This is a genomic window from Rhodococcus sp. OS5 (assembly GCF_056837585.1).
The window spans coordinates 827210-841902 of the sequence record NZ_CM166368.1; the positions used below are offsets into that span (position 1 = coordinate 827210).

General features: G+C 62.1%; 14 protein-coding genes. 5 read left to right on the forward strand and 9 right to left on the reverse strand.

Features of this window, described 5'->3' with window-relative positions; translation table 11 throughout:
* The first annotated feature begins 131 nt into the window (after positions 1–131).
* Positions 132–1292, forward strand: a complete 1161-nt coding sequence (locus ACVZUB_RS03865; RefSeq protein ID WP_482628153.1) for a lipase family protein — start codon at positions 132–134, stop codon at positions 1290–1292.
* A 10-nt stretch (positions 1293–1302) separates the two neighbouring features.
* Here the strand turns inward: ACVZUB_RS03865 and ACVZUB_RS03870 are convergent, their stop codons facing one another.
* Complete coding sequence (locus tag ACVZUB_RS03870) at positions 1303–1869, reverse strand: TetR/AcrR family transcriptional regulator (protein ID WP_482628154.1); 567 nt, start codon at positions 1867–1869, stop codon at positions 1303–1305.
* Between the two features lie 127 nt (positions 1870–1996).
* On the opposite strand from ACVZUB_RS03870, the gene zapE reads away from it, so the two are divergent.
* Positions 1997–2944 carry a cell division protein ZapE gene (gene zapE, locus ACVZUB_RS03875; protein WP_063315040.1) on the forward strand — a complete coding sequence of 316 codons (948 nt, stop codon included), beginning with the start codon at positions 1997–1999 and terminating at the stop codon, positions 2942–2944.
* A gap of 9 nt (positions 2945–2953) precedes the next feature.
* On the opposite strand, the gene ACVZUB_RS03880 is transcribed toward zapE, so the two are convergent.
* Positions 2954–3703 (reverse strand): helix-turn-helix transcriptional regulator, encoded by a 750-nt coding sequence (locus ACVZUB_RS03880; protein WP_063315161.1) that lies wholly within the window; start codon positions 3701–3703, stop codon positions 2954–2956.
* A 128-nt stretch (positions 3704–3831) separates the two neighbouring features.
* Between ACVZUB_RS03880 and ACVZUB_RS03885 the strand changes: the two genes are divergently transcribed.
* Positions 3832–4524 carry an ABC transporter ATP-binding protein gene (locus tag ACVZUB_RS03885; RefSeq protein ID WP_020906134.1) on the forward strand — a complete coding sequence of 231 codons (693 nt, stop codon included), beginning with the start codon at positions 3832–3834 and terminating at the stop codon, positions 4522–4524.
* Positions 4521–5828 carry an FtsX-like permease family protein gene (locus ACVZUB_RS03890; RefSeq protein WP_054188044.1) on the forward strand — a complete coding sequence of 436 codons (1308 nt, stop codon included), beginning with the start codon at positions 4521–4523 and terminating at the stop codon, positions 5826–5828. The genes ACVZUB_RS03885 and ACVZUB_RS03890 overlap by 4 nt, the downstream gene beginning before the upstream one ends.
* An 18-nt stretch (positions 5829–5846) precedes the next feature.
* On the opposite strand, the gene ACVZUB_RS03895 is transcribed toward ACVZUB_RS03890, so the two are convergent.
* The 4 genes from ACVZUB_RS03895 to ACVZUB_RS03910 all read right to left on the reverse strand — a co-directional run bounded on the left by ACVZUB_RS03895 (position 5847) and on the right by ACVZUB_RS03910 (position 9384).
* Complete coding sequence (locus tag ACVZUB_RS03895) at positions 5847–6695, reverse strand: sterol desaturase family protein (RefSeq protein ID WP_482628155.1); 849 nt, start codon at positions 6693–6695, stop codon at positions 5847–5849.
* An 82-nt stretch (positions 6696–6777) separates the two neighbouring features.
* Positions 6778–7587, reverse strand: coding sequence for a PE-PPE domain-containing protein (locus ACVZUB_RS03900; protein ID WP_003945630.1), 810 nt, complete (start codon positions 7585–7587; stop codon positions 6778–6780).
* Positions 7588–7775: 188 nt separating this feature from the next.
* Entirely contained in the window at positions 7776–8963 is a 1188-nt protein-coding gene (locus ACVZUB_RS03905) for a serine hydrolase domain-containing protein (protein ID WP_063315160.1), read from the reverse strand.
* A 133-nt stretch (positions 8964–9096) separates the two neighbouring features.
* Positions 9097–9384: a MerR family transcriptional regulator gene (locus ACVZUB_RS03910; protein ID WP_003945791.1), complete on the reverse strand. Its 288-nt coding sequence runs from the start codon at positions 9382–9384 to the stop codon at positions 9097–9099.
* A 484-nt stretch (positions 9385–9868) separates the two neighbouring features.
* Between ACVZUB_RS03910 and ACVZUB_RS03915 the strand changes: the two genes are divergently transcribed.
* A complete protein-coding gene (locus ACVZUB_RS03915) occupies positions 9869–10105 on the forward strand; it encodes a hypothetical protein (RefSeq protein WP_125050305.1) in 237 nt (78 codons plus the stop codon).
* A gap of 137 nt (positions 10106–10242) precedes the next feature.
* On the opposite strand, the gene ACVZUB_RS03920 is transcribed toward ACVZUB_RS03915, so the two are convergent.
* The 3 genes from ACVZUB_RS03920 to kstD form a co-directional block, all read right to left on the reverse strand.
* Entirely contained in the window at positions 10243–12006 is a 1764-nt protein-coding gene (locus tag ACVZUB_RS03920; protein WP_007734073.1) for a cholesterol oxidase substrate-binding domain-containing protein, read from the reverse strand.
* 69 nt (positions 12007–12075) lie between these two features.
* The gene (locus ACVZUB_RS03925) at positions 12076–12933 is read right to left on the reverse strand and encodes a MaoC/PaaZ C-terminal domain-containing protein (RefSeq protein ID WP_003945880.1); all 858 of its coding nucleotides are present in this window, start codon (positions 12931–12933) and stop codon (positions 12076–12078) included.
* Positions 12923–14647 (reverse strand): 3-oxosteroid 1-dehydrogenase, encoded by a 1725-nt coding sequence (gene kstD, locus ACVZUB_RS03930; RefSeq protein WP_007734077.1) that lies wholly within the window; start codon positions 14645–14647, stop codon positions 12923–12925. Before kstD ends, ACVZUB_RS03925 begins: the two co-directional genes overlap by 11 nt.
* Between the last annotated feature and the right edge of the window lie 46 nt (positions 14648–14693).

Sequence of the window (14693 nt, forward strand, 5' to 3'; positions counted from 1 at the left end):
CACGACGGTCGATGCGGAGCGGAAATTTAGGTTGACCAAATGGTAAGGCTGTTCTATGGTCTGAACTCGATCAGCTGATGTGGGGCCGATCACCACATATGCACCGTCACCGCAATCGGTAGGAGAAGTACGTGAGTAAGCGACTGTGTAGGACGCTCGTCGGACTGAGTGCGAGTGCGTTGGTGGCGTTGACAGTTGCGGCGCCGGCCGGAGCGGAACCGAACGATGCTCCGGGTGCTGTCGTGAGTCAGGAGTTGCTCGGTCCCGACCGGGTGATCCCGGGTGCCGTGAGCGCAACGAAGGTGACGTACTGGTCGACGGGCCCGAAGGATGCGCCGATGTCGAGTACCGGTGTGGTGTATCGCCCAGAGGGAGCTCCGCCCGAGGGTGGTTGGCCGGTCATCTCCTACGCGCACGGGACGGTGGGTGTCGCGGATCAGTGTGCGCCGAGCAGCAGTGTTCCACTCGAACGGACCGCGACGCATCTGGGTCACTGGCTGGAGCAGGGATACGCGGTCGTGACCACCGACTACGTGGGGCTCGGAACACCCGGTGTTCACCCGTATCTCGACGGTCGTTCCGCTGCACACAGCGTTGTGGACATGGTGCGTGCCGCTCGTGCGGTCGACGACGACCTGTCGAGCGCATGGGTTGCGATGGGGCAGTCGCAGGGCGGGCAGGCGACTATGTTCACCGCTTCGCTTGCCACTGATTACGCGCCGGAGTTGGACTACCGCGGCGCTGTCGCCACTGGTGTCCCCTCGAACATCGAGAATCTTCTACCGCTCGGTGGTCCGGCTTTCCCGGCGCTTCCGCTCAAGGGTACTACGGTCTACATCGCGAACGTTCTTGACGGACTGCGTGCTTCGCGGCCGGATATCGACATCGACTCGTATCTGACCCCGCTCGGCAAGACCATCCTCGACGACGTCGAGAACAACATGTGCTACACCGAGGCGCGCACGAAGTACGGAACCGTCACACTCGGGCAGGTGCTGACGAAGTCGCTGGACAATCCAGTATTCATGGAGGCTGCGCGTGACCTGCTCACTGTGCCGACCGCAGGATACGACCGCCCGTTCTTCATCGGTCAGGGGTTGTCGGACATCGATGTTCCGGCACCGCTGACACTGAAGTTCGCGGCCGACCTTACTGCCAACGGTGTCGACTTTGCATTCCATACCTATCCCACTGATCATCTGGGAACCGTTCCGGCTTCGGTTCCAGACAGTACCCCGTTTGTCGCGGCACTGTTCTCTGGTCAACGGCCATGCACCGGAAGCCTCTGCTGACCAACATCTTTCAGGCGGAACCAACTCCGCGCAGATAGATGTCGATCGGGATCCGAAGTTGCCGAACGGTTTCGGAGGAGCGGGGATCTCGGCTACGCGCTCCGAGGCAGTAGTCGAAGATCAAGCCCTCCAGAAGGCTCAGAAAACTTGCGGCGGCGACGTCAGGATCGTCAACGCCAACGATGTCGAAGACAGGCCTTGCCTTCTCCCGTGAAAACAGGCTGTCTTCGAGGAGTTGGTGCAATGCCGAATCTCGGGGAGTTTCCAAGAGCAGTGCATATCTCGCGATCAATTCGTGTCTGCGGTGCGAGAGAAGATCATCGAGATACTCGGCCGTCAGGGCAGCAGGATCGCTGGGCCTCTCGCGGAGTTCGTCGAATATCGAACGTGACCGGTGCACGATGTGCAATGCGGTTGCTTCGAGTAGTGCCTCGCGAGTGCGGAAATAGTACGACGTCGAACCGGCAGGAAGTTCCAGGGACTGATCAACCGCCCGATGGGTGAGTGCACGCGGGCCCTGCTCGGCGATGATCGTAACGGCGGATGCCGCGATGAGGGCTCTGCGATCAGGCTTCATGTCGTTCCTTGTTGTCGATGTTGCATGCTGCCGGAGTTGAATGTTGCAGATGGTGCGTCGTGAGGGTCACATTGACTCGATTTGCCTTCGATCACTAGCCTCGACTCTACAGACGTAGAGGAGTCTTATGCTACTGGACGAAGAGCAGTTGGCGGCACGCGAAGCCCTCGACGCACTGCAGGCCCGGATCTCGGGCGGTGAGGTCGGGGGTGGGATCTATCTCTGGGGTAGCGTCGGCCGCGGGAAGACGATGCTCATGGACGAGTTCTACGACAGGCTCCCGGTCGGCAAGCGGCGCATTCACTTTCATCGGTTCTTTGCAGATCTGCACTCTCGGGCGCATGAACTCGGCTCGATGGGCGTGGCACTGGATCACGTCGTCGATGGAATCCGCGTGCTCTGTTTCGACGAGTTCCACATCGACGACGTCGCCGACGCCATGTTCATGGCAAGGGTTCTCGACACAATCGTCGCGAAAGGCGTGACTGTTGTCGTCACGTCCAATGTTCCGCCGACCGATCTTCTTCCCAATCCGCTTTTTCACGAGCAGTTCGTTCCGTCGATCGAGTTGATCGAACGGACTCTCGAGGTGATCGAGTTGGGTGGCTCCGTCGACTATCGGACGGCGGGACAGCCAGGTGCCGGGGACTACCGTTTTGCGACAGGGGAATTCCTCGTCGGCTCGGGAATTACGCGGCCTTCGGGCGAAAGTGTCGAATTGACGATAGGCACACGCACATTGGAGTGCTCGGCGATTCGAGACGGTGTCGTCTGGTTCGATTTCGAGGTGCTGTGCGCTGGTTCGACCGCGGCTGCCGATTATCTCGCGCTCGCCGCCCGCTTCGACGACTGGGTGATCTTCGGAGTGCCGGTGCTCGCCGAGGCGTCGGAATTTGCCCTTCGCCGTTTCGCGAATGTCGTCGATGTTCTCTATGACGTCGATGCGCGGCTGACGATCTACGCCGACGCTTACGTCGAAGAAGTGGCAGGCAGCCTCCGGGACGTGCCGGGGTTGGCGCGCCTCTACAGTCGTCTGTCGCTACTGGCGAGGTCGGCGGTGGGCAGCATCAGTTGAGGAGCAGCGTCAATTCCAGGTGAGATCGCCGGTCGCGGCGCTGGGCGTGAGTCCGAACATGCTGTGGCAGATCCGGTTGAGATGGGCGCTGTCGGTGAAGCCGGCCTCGTGGGCACTGGTTGTCAGGCTTGCGCCACCGCTCATCACTTCCATGGCGCGTCGTAGCCGCAACCAACGAATGTAGGTCGAAAAACTCATCTGCAGTTGATCGTTGAAGATTCTTCCCAATCGGCCGGGCGAGATGGAGACCAGCGCGGCGGTGTCCGTCATCGTTATCGGCCCCGAAAGTCGCTCGGGCAGTATCGTCAGAGCATGCTCGAGTGCAGGGTGAAGAGCGCGTACGCTCGACGGCTGTCTACTTTCGGACAGTGAATCGATCAGCCTCGCTGCGTATTCCAGATCCGAATCAGCGCCACGGTCCGTCATCGCTACTGCGGTCCGCCCACGGTCCGACCAGTCGGCCACACCACCGTGCTCGGATACAGGCGGCCTGATGCGCCGGCCCATCCCCGTGGTGGAGTCCACGTAGATCGCTCGTCCCCGCGCACCCTCGGAGGCGGATAACGCGTGGACCGCCCCGGATGGAATGACCACGGACCGCACGACTTCACTGTGGCCGTCCCCGTCCGTGACCGTGACGTCCCCGTCGTCGACGATCATGATCTGAACAGCGGCATGCGAATGCATGTGCGCGGATCCCACTGCGCCGGTGAACATGAGAATTCCGGGCTCCATGTGGACGGCGCCGGACCAGGTCATGTCGGAAATCATAGTGACGACCCTGACAGAGCTCGGGGTCCGGTCATCCTCCGGTAGGACCGCACTCGGTTCGAAGATCGTGCGCTGGGCCGATGTGCTGGCGAGGGGGTTCACGAGAAGGTGGAATCATGAACAACGCACAAGCACCCGCAGTCCTGTCGGTCCACGCGCTGGGCAAGTCGTACGGCGACGTTCCAGTGCTCCGAGGTGTATCGCTGGAAGTGCGCGCCGGTACTGCTACGGCCATCATGGGTCCTTCAGGGTCGGGCAAGTCGACTCTGCTGCATTGCATGTCAGGAATCGTCAAGCCCGACTCGGGAGCAATCCTGCTGAGCGGCAGGCATATCGAGAACCTCGGTGAGAACGACCGCAGCCGCCTCCGACGCGAGTCGTACGGATTCGTTTTTCAATCGGGCCAACTGTTGCCGGAGCTTCCGGCGATCGAGAACGTCGCTTTGCCCTTGGTGCTCAACGGGTTGTCCATCGCCGAAGCCAAGCGGACGGCGCACGGCTTCTTTGCGCCATTGGGACTGGACGGGCTGCAGGACCGTCGCCCGGGTCAGATGTCGGGTGGGCAGTCGCAACGTGTGGCGATTGCGCGAGCGTTGGTGACCAAACCCGCCGTTCTCTTCGCAGACGAGCCGACCGGTGCCCTCGACGCGCAGACGAGTTGGGAAGTGATGAGGGTGTTGCGTGATTCGGCTCAACAGATCGGTTCTGCGTTGGTCGTCGTCACTCACGATGCCGAAGTCGCTCGGTGGTGTGATCGCACGATGATGATGCAGGCCGGTTCGCTCGTCGGGACACAGGTGGCGGCATGAAGGCCACAGCGCGCGTTGCATTGATGACGGTGCGAGGTGAAGGCCGAAAGGCCTTGAGTACCTTCGCGCTTCCCGTAACGGCCTTTGCCGCCTCGACGACGTTGTTGCTGACGGTGCTCGGCGGCTACGGTGCATTTGCGGGCAGATCGAGCGAACCCGAAGCCGAGGCGTACCTAGCACTCGCAGGGGTTGCTTCGGTGTTGATGATCGTTCCAGCCGTCACTCTCGGCCTGGCGGCGGCCCGCTTGGGCGCGCGCCGTCGCGACGAACGACTTGCCTCGCTGCGACTCATCGGATCCACCCCTCGCCAGATCGTTGCGCTGTGCGCTGCGGAATCGGGTATCCAGGGCTTGGCCGGTGCGTTGATCGGTGTGGTGGGATACCTCCTCGCGTTGCCGCTCGTAGCTCTCTTGAGATTTCAAGGTCGGACATTCGAGTGGAGTGAGCTTTGGGTAGGCGCACTTCCGCTGGTGGGCATCGTATTCGGAATGACCATCCTGGCTGCTTTGACGTCGATGCTCGGGATGCGCCAGGTGTTCGTGAGCCCGTTGGGCGTCACGGCGGGCAATCCCAGCGCCGCACCGAAGATGATCTTCGCGGTGGCTGGGGTGGGGGTTCTTGTGGGATGGAGTGCATTCGGGGGCTCCGCGGCAAGCATCGCGGCAATCCTGGTGGGCCTTGGTCTCTGCTTCGGCGTTGTTGCGTTGGTCGGTCCGTTCGTCATTTCGCTGCTTGGGCGGATCATGCTCAAATGCGCCAAAGACGGTGCTTCGCTGATTGCGGCGCGTCGGGTCTTGGACAATCCGAAGGCTGTGTGGCGCACGGTCAGCGGTGTGACGATGGCCAGCTTTGTTGCCGCAGGCACATCTCTCCTCGCCGCGATAGGCAACGGGGAAGGGCAGGATTTGCAGCCAGGGCAGGAGTTCCTGTTCGCGGACATGAGAACCGGCGTGTTGTTCACTCTCGGAGCAACATTCACGTTGGCGGCAATCTCGTCTGCGCTCACCCAGGTATCCGGGATCCTCGACAACCGTGAGCTGTATCGGAGTCTGACTCTGGCCGGTACACCTGTCGAGGTGATGGACAGCGCCCGCATGCGGCACGTTCGCACTCCCGTGGTGGTGATGGCACTGGCCGGTGCCGGCGCTGCACTGCTGTTCCTCTTCCCACTGGCAGGGGCAGCCGTATTGACCACTCCGATGGCGCTGGTTCAGTTGGGCGTCACCCTGGCTGTGGGGATCGCGTTGGTGTTGGCCAGTGCGTTTGCAGCCAAGCCCGTCATGCGACGGGTACTCGCGGGCTGAATCTCCGCCCCTCGTCCGTCAGTTCTGTCTCCGGAACGGTTCGGCCAACTGGCCGAGGTAGTCGTCCGGGTAGTCGGGCTTGGCCGCCATTCCGAGATCGTCACTGCTGAAGCGCTTTTCCGGATCGAAAGAATAAGTGCGGAACAGGTGATCCCAGATCAGAGTGAACAAACCGAAATTGACGTCACCGATTCCCGCCCACTTCAGGTGATGGAATCGGTGGCCGGCGTTGAGGGCGAGTATCGGACGCAGGGGGCCGATGCGGTAGTCGGCATTCGAATGCTGAAGCAGGAGTTGGACAGCGACACAAACCGCGAGCGCCGAGGCAACTGGAGCGGGCATCCCGAGGAGGATCAGTGGCAGGACGCCACCGGCGGTTTCGAAAGTCTGATGCACGGGGTGCTTCATCAGTCCGTTCATACCGTAGAACCGTTCGAGGCTGTGATGAACCGCGTGGAAACGCCACAACCATCCAACCTTGTGGCTGATCAAATGCACCACGGTGATGCCGAAATCGGCAACCAACACTGCGAAGACGACCTGAAGGACAAACGGAAGACCGCTCGGCCACAGCCCGTCGAACGGAATCACCGCGGCCATCAACGGGATTACCGCGACGCTGACCAAGATGAGGGATTCGTTGACAAACGCATGGACAGCGTCGCGAAACCTGTCCGGTCCCGGGGCATTCCACGAAGATTCGTAGGGAAGCGCCCGTTCGGCCGCGAAAGAGCAGACCACTGCGAAGAGAATCAATGCCACCAGTGACCATTTCGGCGCACCGGATGCCGCCAGCGCGATTGCGGCTCCGTTGATTCCCAAGAGCATGAACGGGACGTACCCGTATCTTACGATGAGGGTGAGCATGTATTCGATGGTGCACGGCGCGGGTGGTCCTCGACTTGTACGAATCGGTCGACTTTCAGTCAGCCGAACAAGCGGTGTCGCGTTACTTCGTCAGCACGGTGGCGAGTGCAGCGCTCAGATACGGAGTGATGTTCTCGACGACCCGTGTCACGATCGCAGTGGCGACGTCAGCCGGTTGCAGTGGCACCGACGGTGTCTGCGGCAGCGCCGGGGGAGCAGGCGGAGCGGGCTCGGACATCATCGGCGTGTAGGTGTTGTGCTTCGTGAAGTAGCCGAAGACCGAATCCACGAACACCTCGGGCGCATCACGCGGCTTGGGCATGTTGCAGATGCCGTCACCCTCGATGCAGACTTCCTGCACTGCGATGTCTCCGAATCCGCCGCGTGCTCCGGACATCGTCGCTCCCGGAACGACATTGGGCACTACGGTTTCGATGCCCCCGGCCGAGTTGCGAGGGTCGGCGTAGAGGACGCCTTCGACTTGCGATTGGGGAATGGATCCGTCACGTGCGATGTCACCGAGAACGTCGCCGGCAATCCGTGCTCCCTGTGAGTATCCGGTGACGACGATCTCGCTGCCCGGGCACTGAGCGTGGAAAGCGTTGACTTCGGTGCGAAGCGTCTGGGCGCCGGCGGCAACGCTCTGGTCGTATGTCTGTTCGCCGAGCGGCCAGAAGCTGGCGGGGTAGGTCACCGGCTTGGAGGCGTAACCCTGGGCGACGTAGCGGTCGGTGACGGGTTGCGTCGTTTGTCCCGTCGGATCCCACGTTCCGCCGACCGCGAATACCGCACCGGCCGGGCACGACCCACCGTCATTCGGGTCCGCTCCGGCAGGTACCGACATCACAAGAGTCACCCCCGCTGTGACTGCAACCGTGCATGCCACTGACATCGCGTATTTCCTCATCGGGCCTGTCCCCATCTATCTACGTTCTCGTTCACTGGCGAGACAACCCGCGGTCCGACGCGTTTCGTTCGGTACTGAAGAGAATGGTGATGGGGCGATAAGTCCTGGAGGTAATCCGTGCGTAAACAGGAAGTTGCCGACCGGCGCTGTTTACTACCAGCGTGTGTGGGGCGTCACGGCGTCGGTACCTGCGGCGGGTGATCCGGCTCGAGGAGGGTTCCGATCTCCTTCCCCATCGACACGGTGTTGTTGAGGTCCGCGTTGGTTGTCGGCCCGAGTGTGGCGTAGACGACGATCGTCGTCTTCGAATCGGGGTAGTAGAGCGCGAGACCGTTGTAACCGCCGTACGACGGGTTCATCACCAGCCAGCCGTCGAGGTGCCCGGTCCCGAAGGAAAAGAACTTGTCCGCCGTCATACTTCCCAAGCCCGCAGTCGTCGGCGCCATCTGCTGCTCGAAAGCCTTGTCGGAGAGTAACTCTCCCGTTCCCAGCGCGCGCACCCACTTTCCGACGTCGGCGACAGGCGCGTTCATGTTTCCGCTGTGCAGGAACGCCGTCGGATTCCAGAAAGTGGAGTCTTCGAATACTCCACGTTCATTGGTGTAACCGTGCAGGATCGGTTCGTCCATCTGCGACGTGAGTACAACGCTGCTGTGATCCATCCCGAGTGGATCGAAGACGCGCTGCTGAAGTAGTTCGCCCAGCGGTTTTCCAGTCGCTTTCTCCATGACGTCGCCGAGCAGCGTCAGGTCGCTGTGCGCGTACGCCCAACTGGTGCCGGGTTCGAACAACGGCGGGCGGGAGTTGGCAAGATCCAGGATCTCTCGAGAAGTCCAGCCCTTCATCGGGTTGTCCGTGAAGAGTTTGAGGAACTGTGGATCGGTCACGTAGTCGGAGATGCCCGACGTGCTGTTGGCCAGCATTCGCGGAGTGATGGTGTCTGCGCGTGGAAAGTTCGGTTCCCACTTCGCGATCGGTTGATCGAGGGGAAGCGTTCCCTCTTCGTCGAGTTGCAGCAGGACTGTCGAGAGCATCGGTTCCATCGGTTGGCCGACGCGCAACAGCATGTCGGTTGTCGCCGGAACTCCGACAGGGGACTCTCCGACGGCGCCGAGAGCAACTTCGTCGTCGCCTCGCCACACCCCGAACACAGCGGCACTGAGGCCCAAGTCGGCCACTTGGCGGCGGACGATGTCCGTGATCTCGGTGGATTCCCGACTGCTCGAGGTGCTGCGAGAGGCGCTGCCCGTGTTTGTTGCGGAGTCATCGTCGGAACTGCACGCAGCGGTTGCAATGGCAACGGTCAAGGCGATCGACAGAGCAGACAGCCGCACCCGAGCGCGGTGGTGGGAGGAAGTCATGCCTGCGATCCCTTCGATGTGGAAATCGAGCAACCGACGCCGAGCAATGTCCCAATTGGCCGAATTTACCGCAGTTGGAAGGAGGAGGGGTCAGATCGACCGTGTAGGCGCAACTGCTGTTCCAGTGCAGTCCTCATTCGGGTGCCGCGTCCGGTTCCTCTCGCAGGTCCTGCGCTTGCTGAAGCTCGGCGTTGATGCGACGGGCTTCGGTGAGTTGGTCTTCGAGGATGATGATGCGGCAAGCCGCGTCGAGCGCCGTGCCGTTGGCTACGAGTTCGTGCGCGCGGGCTGCGATGCGCAGCTGGTAGCGGGAGTAGCGGCGATGTCCGCCCTCAGAGCGTTGTGGGGTAAGCAGTTTCGCGGCATCGAGGCTACGAAGGAAAGCTTGCCTGACACCGAGGATCTCGGCCGCATGTCCCATGCTGTACGCAGGATAGTTCTCGTCGTCGAATCTGCCGGAGGGGTCCCCCGGTGGTGTATCTGCCGGAATGGCTCGCTTCTTTCGCTGAACGGACGGGGCCCCCGGCGCGAGGAGCGCCGGGGGCCGGATGGGGTTGAACTTACTTACATAACTGCATTCTTTCGAACTTCCGGACTCGCACAAGACATCCGGTAGCCGCTTTGAAGGGGGGTGCCGGGTCCGACTACACACTCACACACGAATTCGGCCCCGGCACGTCCCTGCCCTGCGGTACTGCTTGCGGGTAGTTCATCTCTCCCGCATCTCTTGACTCGTTCCTTGCTACGAGAAAAAAGATACAACAGCCTCGCGAGAATGTCTACCCTGACCGCTGTAGATATTTTGTTGCGAACATTCTAGGTGTTGATATTCAGGAACGGCCTGGTCGCCGGGGGTGAGAGCGCTCAATGTGAGTCATAGGAGATGGATCTGGGACAATGCTCCGATGCGAAATACCCCGAAGTCCGAGTCGTTGTTGCGCGCCCGCGCGGAGAGGGAAGAGCGCACCGGCTCCTCCGAGCATCCAGCTGATGGCGCGCCGAACCCCGGAGAGGACTCGTCGTCGTCCGAGCCGGGGGCACGCAGCGACAGCGCCACGATTCGGTCGGCTCGGTCCGAGCTCTCAACTCACGCCAGGGCAGTGGAAAGTATGCACGAGGCGATCCATCCTGATCGCGATTGAGGCAGCTGCCTCGTCGGGATGCGGGGGGGACTCCTTCATCCCGCTCACTGCAACGCACGACGGCCGCCGCACTCCCGAAAGTAAGGGGAGTGGCGACGACCGTCGAGTTGTCAGAGTGTGCGCTCAGTACTTGAACCTCAAGGCAGCAACTGGTCCAGGAAGGTGTTGCTGAAGACCTTGTGCGGATCCAACGCGTTGAATGCGGCGTTGGCGGTGTCCCAGTTGTCGCTCGATGGGACGCCGTCGCGGTAGGTCTGGGGGAGGCCCTGGGTGATGATCGGGGTGTCGGTGTACGGCTTGTCGGGGCCGAACGCCCAGCCCTTGGACCACTCGGGGCGGAAGGTGGCGTCGTTGTTGTTGTAGTGATTACGCATCCACTGTTCCATTTCGCGGTAGAACGCGAACATGCCGGGGGTTCCGGGGACGCCGAGGACGTTGAGCCAGATGGCGGTGTCCCATTCCGGATGGTCGGGCCGAGGGCGCATGGCCGAGATGGTGGGGGCGCCTGCCGAGTCGACCTCGACATCCGACGGTTGATCGAGGCCGCAGCAACGGATTTCGACGGGGCCGTTGAGGGGGAACTGTCCGATAGAGCGGTAGTACTCCATGCGACCGTTGAACCACTGGGTGAAGTCGTGGATGACCTGGCCGATGTTGGCGCGCGAGGTGATGACGGCTCCGCCGCCCTCGGTCAGACGAAGGGTGGTGGCCCGGATGTAGAACTGGACGTCCTTGGACCATCCCCACAGGTCGTTGGAGAACGTCGCGGCGAGTCCGGCAACGGTGGTGGCGTACATGATCTGCCCGAATGCCGGTGCGATGCCCGGGTTTCCGGAGTTGATCTGGCCGATCATGTCGGTGACCGGCTCCGGGAGGTTGTCGGAGAAGATGTAGTTGTACGGTCCGGTCACCTCACGCGAGAACGGCGGCTTGGTGGGGGCAAGTGACCACACCTTCATCCACGGGCGTTCGGTGAAGGGGTACCAGATTGCTTCTGCGCGACCGTTTTCGCGGACGAACTTCTCGAAGGTGCGTCCGGACGCTCCGCGGGCGCCGAAGAGTTCCTGCCAACCGATGTCGGTGTGGCTGACGCAGCGCATGCGGTAATTGGGGGCGGCCTGCAAGGTGACGGAGGTGAGGAAGGTGCGTCCGAGGTGAGTCAGCAGCGGCTTGATCGCCGCGTCGCTACGTGCATACGTCTTCAGCGCGTACTCGCTGCCGTTCCAGACCACTGCGGTCAGCGACGTGACGAGGTTGGAGAGTGAGCCGAAAGTCTGTCCGGGAACGTGTGCTTCGCCTTCGGCGGGAAGAGCTGCGCCGTGAGCGTCGACGGCGAGGCAGCCGGCAATGGTCAACACACCCGGCGCCGGCAGGTTCGCGAACCCGAGGCCCTGTGCCTGCAGTGCGGTCGTGATGGCGTCGAGGGTCGCGCCGGGTCCTGCGGTGACGGTGGCTGGGCTGCCACCGGCGTTGACGGAGACTCCGGTGAGGTGGACCGTGGTGTCGGCGAGGATGACCTTGTCGACCGGCGCACCGTTGACGATGGTCAGCGGCGTCCAGCCGTGCATGGCACCGCGGGGACGAATGGTGTAGCCGTTGGCATGGCCCCAGTTCGCGAGGCGGACTACGTCTTCGGGCGTCTTGGGCGAACAGGTCCAGATCGCGTCGAGCATGATCTCCTTGGACCAGTTCTGATATGCCTGCTGGTACAGCGCGATGCCTTCGGGGAAGGCAGGCGGCGGCGTGAGGGTGGAGACAGGACCACCCGCGGAGCCGGAAGAGCCGGCGGGGACGGCGTAGGCCGGCGTCCAGCCGGCGAATGCGGTCGCTGCCACGGCGCCGGCTCCAGCGGCCATGAAACCTCGTCGGGACAGTCGGAACTTTTCGTCTTGTGCCGTCATCTTCGGGCTACTCCATCGGGTTCGAGAACTACGGTGAGTTCTAACAGGTGGGTATCAGACAGGTTGGTATCAGACAAGAGTGAGAACTACGTCAGCCAGGGCAGGAGCTTCGCGCTCCAATACAGAAGCTGAGATCAGGAGTCGCCCATTGTCTTTCCAGATCTGGATACTCAAGTTCTCGCCGGGAAATACGACCCCGGCAAAGCGGGCCCGAAATCCGGCTACCCGACTGCTGTCGCCGTCGAGCATGGTATCCACTGCGGTCTTGCAGACCATTCCGTAAGTACACAGTCCATGCAGGATAGGCGCTGGAAAGCCTGCCGCGGAGGCGAATTGCGGATCCGAGTGCAACGGATTCCGATCACCACACATCCGGTACAGCAAAGCCTGCTGTGGAAGCACAGGCGTCACCACTGTCTCATCTGCTTCGCGATCCGGAAGCGTAATCGACTCCGACGGACCACGTTCACCCCCGAAACCACCCTCGCCGCGGGCGAAAATGGACGAGCGAGCTGTCCACAGCGGGTTGCCCTCGGCGTCAACCGTGACGGATTCCTGCACGATCACCGCGGCCTTGCCCTTGTCCCAGACCTCGGCGATTCGAGTTGTAGTGCGGCCACTTCCACTTGCCGGGATCGGCTGATGGACAGTGACTTCCTGGCTCCCGTGGACTACCTTCGCCAGATCGATTTCGACGCCGGGGAACGACACCTTCGGTGCTTCGGTGGCGTGGAAGTTGGCGGCGACGGTGGCAAAGGTGGGTAGTACCTGAGGCTTTTCGTCGTCGAGGTATCGAAGCTCGTTCGGATCAAGCGGACGAGCACCTGCCCCCAATGCCAAGTGGTAGTGCTGCACGTCCGACGGGGTCCACGAGAACTCTTGTGGCGCAAGCTCGGCGCCGAGTGCGATCTTCGGATCAATTGGCATGGTCGACCGCCGTCTTTTCAGCTGCAGGTGCTTCGGTTGTCTCGGCCTTCTTCGCACGCTCGACGATGTCGAGTACGGCCAAGTAACCGAAAGTCATTGCGGGACCGATGGTCGCGCCTGGTCCGGCGTAGGTGTGGCCCATGACCGGAGCGCTCGCGTTGCCAGCCGCGTAGAGGCCGTCGATGACGCTTCCGTCTTCGCGTAGTGCTCGGCCGTTGACGTCGGTGCAGATACCACCCTTGGTGCCGAGGTCACCCGGAACCATCTTGATGGCGTAGAACGGAGCCTTGCTGATTTCGGCGAGGCTGGGGTTCTTCAGTCGGGGATCGCCGTAGTACGCGTCGTAACCACTGTCACCGCGTCCGAAGTCCTCGTCCTTGCCGTTGCGCGCGAAGCCGTTGAACCGATCGACGGTTTCGGTCAGCGATGCGACGGGAAGCCCTGTCTTCTCTGCCAATTCGGCGATGGTTCCCGCCTTGACCACGATGCCGGCCTTGAGCCAGCGGCCGGGGAAGGGGGAGCGGGGAGTGATACCGGCAAACGTGTAGCGGTTGCGGTAGCGCTGATCGAGAATCATCCACGTCGGGATGTTCTCGCCGGGGCCCTCGCCCTGACCGTACTCACCGCCGTACATCGCATGGGTCGCCTCGACGTACGGAGCAGCCTCGTTGCCGAAGCGCTTGCCCGACATGTTGACCATCATGCAGCCCGGGAGGGTGCGCTCGGAGAGAGCGAACCACGGTCCGCCGGTCAACGGAATGGACGGGCCCCACCAGGCGTCGTCCATGAAATCGACTGCAGCGCCCACTTCTTGGCCTGCGCGGATACCGTCGCCGGTGTTTGCCTTCGCGCCGACGGTCCATTCGGTGCCGATAGGTGCGCGCTGGTACTTCTCACGCATTTCCTTGTTGTGCTCGAATCCGCCGGATCCCAACACGACTCCGTGGCGAGCGCGGATGACCTGCTCCTCGCCGTCGACGATGACGTTGACGCCGCGAACTGCGCCGTCTTCGGTGTACAGGGAGGTCAGCGGGGTGTTCAGCAGGATGGGTACTCCGGCGGACTGAAGTCCGAGTCGAATACCGGCGACCAGTGCCTGGCCGCGAACCAGCAGATCCTTCTTGGTGGCCTTCGCTGCGAGGAATCGCATGCCGACCTTCATGGCGCGCAGGGGTCCGCGAGGATTGCGCATCAGCAGGTTGAGCCACTTGTAGTCGGCCTGGGTGATGACGAAGTTCTTGGGGGCCTTGACGTAGTCGGGCTCGAGGTTCTTGCGGTCGGCGCCCAACTTGTTGCCGTCGAACGGGGTGGGCTCGACACTGCGGCCACCGAGGCGTCCGCCGGGTGCTTCCGGGTAGTAGTCGGAGTAGCCGGGAACCCACTGCAGCTCGAGCGGGCTGTTCTTCAACACGAACGAGAGCATCTCGGGACCGCGCTCGAGATAGGTGTCGATGCGTTCGGGAGCGACAACGTCGCCGATGATGCTGTGCAGGTAGGAACGTGCGGCCTCCGGTGTATCGGTGACACCGTCCGCTTGAAGTGCCTCGTTGTTGGGGATCCAGACCCCACCACCGGAACGGGCGGTCGATCCGCCGTAGTGGGCGGCTTTCTCCACGATGACCACACTCAAGCCCTGGTGGGCTGCGGTCAAGGCCGCTGTCATACCTGCTGCACCACTGCCGACGACGACGATGTCGTATTCCTGCTTGCTCATGTAGAACACGTTATAGAATGATGGGGGTGTCAGTCCATGCTTTCTG